The sequence below is a fragment of the Streptomyces sp. SA15 genome (genome assembly GCF_002291145.1).
Taxonomy (GTDB): Bacteria; Actinomycetota; Actinomycetes; order Streptomycetales; family Streptomycetaceae; genus Streptomyces.
The window spans coordinates 1-1,790 of record NZ_NTGE01000055.1 but is presented as its reverse complement, the minus strand read 5'-3'; the positions used below and the strand labels follow the sequence as shown (position 1 = coordinate 1,790).

Here is a 1,790-nt window from a genome sequence, read left to right as displayed (position 1 = left end):
GTCGACACTGTTGGCGAATCCGGGGCCTGAACGTGACGTCGGCCTTCATGACCCGTTGTGGTCGTGAAGGCCGACGTTGTGTTTGGGGGAGGGTGTCGGTGTCGTTGCACGCCAGGAAGATCGACGGGGTTCCTGAGGAGACGGCCCGGGTGGCACGGGCTGCGTTTCCCAAGGGCAGCCTGGCAATGCGGATCCGTGACGAGCTGGGCGAGTTGTTCTCGGACGCGGACTTCGCTGGGCTGTACCCGAGCAGGGGGAAGCCGGCGTGGTCGCCGGGCAGGCTGGCGCTGGTGTCGGTCATGCAGTTTGCCGAGGGCCTCTCGGACCGGCAGGCCGCGGACGCGGTGCGTGGGCGGCTGGACTGGAAGTACCTGCTGGGGCTGGAGCTGGCTGATCCAGGGTTCGACCACTCGGTACTCACCGAGTTCAGGGACCGGCTGATCGCCGGAGACGCCGGGATCGAGCTTCTGGACCGGGTCCTTGAGGCTGCCGCGCAGCGCGGCTTGCTCAAAGCCGGTGGCCGTGCACGCACGGACTCCACGATCGTGCTGTCCGCCGCCCGTCAGATCAACGGGCTGGTGCGGCTCGGTGAGACTCTGCGGGCCGCGTTGAACAGCGTCGCCGCCCGCGAGCCGGAGTGGCTGGCCGGCTGGGTGCCGCCGGAGTGGTTCGACCGGTACGCGATCCGGTTCGAGGACACCCGGCTGCCCAAGGGGAAGGTCAAGCAGGCCGAGCTGATCGAGCGGATCGGTGCCGACGGGCTGATGCTCCTGGAGGCCGTTCACCGGCCGGACGCCCCCGTGTCCCTGCGACTGCTCGACCGGGTGAGGACGTTGCGGCAGATGTGGATCCAGCAGTACCTCGTCGTCGACGGGCAGGTCCGCCGCAGGGATCTCAAGGACCGCCCGCCGGGCGCGGAGCGGCTGGTCACCCCCTACGACACCGACGCGCGGGGAAGCGTGAAGCGCGGCATCTTCTGGGACGGCTACAAGGTCCATCTCACCGAGACCTGTGAGCCGGAGAGCCCGAACCTGATCACGCACGTCGCCACGACCGACTCCACCGTCCAGGACGTGCGGCTGGTCGCCCCGATCCACGCTCACCTTGCCGAGCGCGACCTCCTGCCCGAACGCCATCTGGTCGACGCGGGCTACGCGACCGCCCGGGAAGTGGTCACCGCCCGCCGGGATCACAAGGTCGACCTGGTGGGCCCGATCCTCGCCTCCACCAGCTGGCAGGCGAAAGACGGCGGCGGCTTCTCCCAGGCAGACTTCGCCGTCGACTGGGACAACCGCCGGGTGACCTGCCCGAACGGGAGAATCACCGATCAGTGGAGGGAAGACCGTTCCCAGCAGGGAGCAGCCGTGGTGAGAGTGCGGTTCCCGCTGGCCACCTGCCGCCCCTGCGAGGTCCGGGCGCAGTGCACCCGGACCGACGCCAAGGCGGACAGGGGCCGTCACCTCACCCTCCGGCCTCGCTCCGAACAGGAGGTGATCCAGCAGGCGCGGTCCCGGGAGGACACCCGGGACTGGAAGGAGCAATACGCACATCGGGCCGGTGTCGAGGGCACGATTTCGCAAGGCGTCCGATCCTTTGGCCTGCGACGATGCCGCTATCACGGCCTCGCCAAGGCCCGGTTGCAGCATCAACTTACGGCCACCGCGATGAACTTCCACCGCCTAAACGCGTGGTGGACCGAGGTCCCGCGAGCCCGCACGCGCACATCCCACCTGGCAGCCCTCCGGCCCGCCGAGTAGAACTCGACGGGCCGGATTCGCCAACAGTGTCGA

The 1,790-nt window shown here is 69.0% G+C and carries 1 protein-coding gene; it reads left to right on the top strand.

Annotation, left to right across the window (positions count from 1 at the left end; genetic code table 11):
• Positions 1–98: 98 nt before the first annotated feature.
• A complete protein-coding gene (locus CLM62_RS09545; protein WP_095749410.1) occupies positions 99–1,757 on the top strand; it encodes an IS1182 family transposase in 1,659 nt (552 codons plus the stop codon).
• The last annotated feature ends 33 nt before the right edge of the window (positions 1,758–1,790 follow it).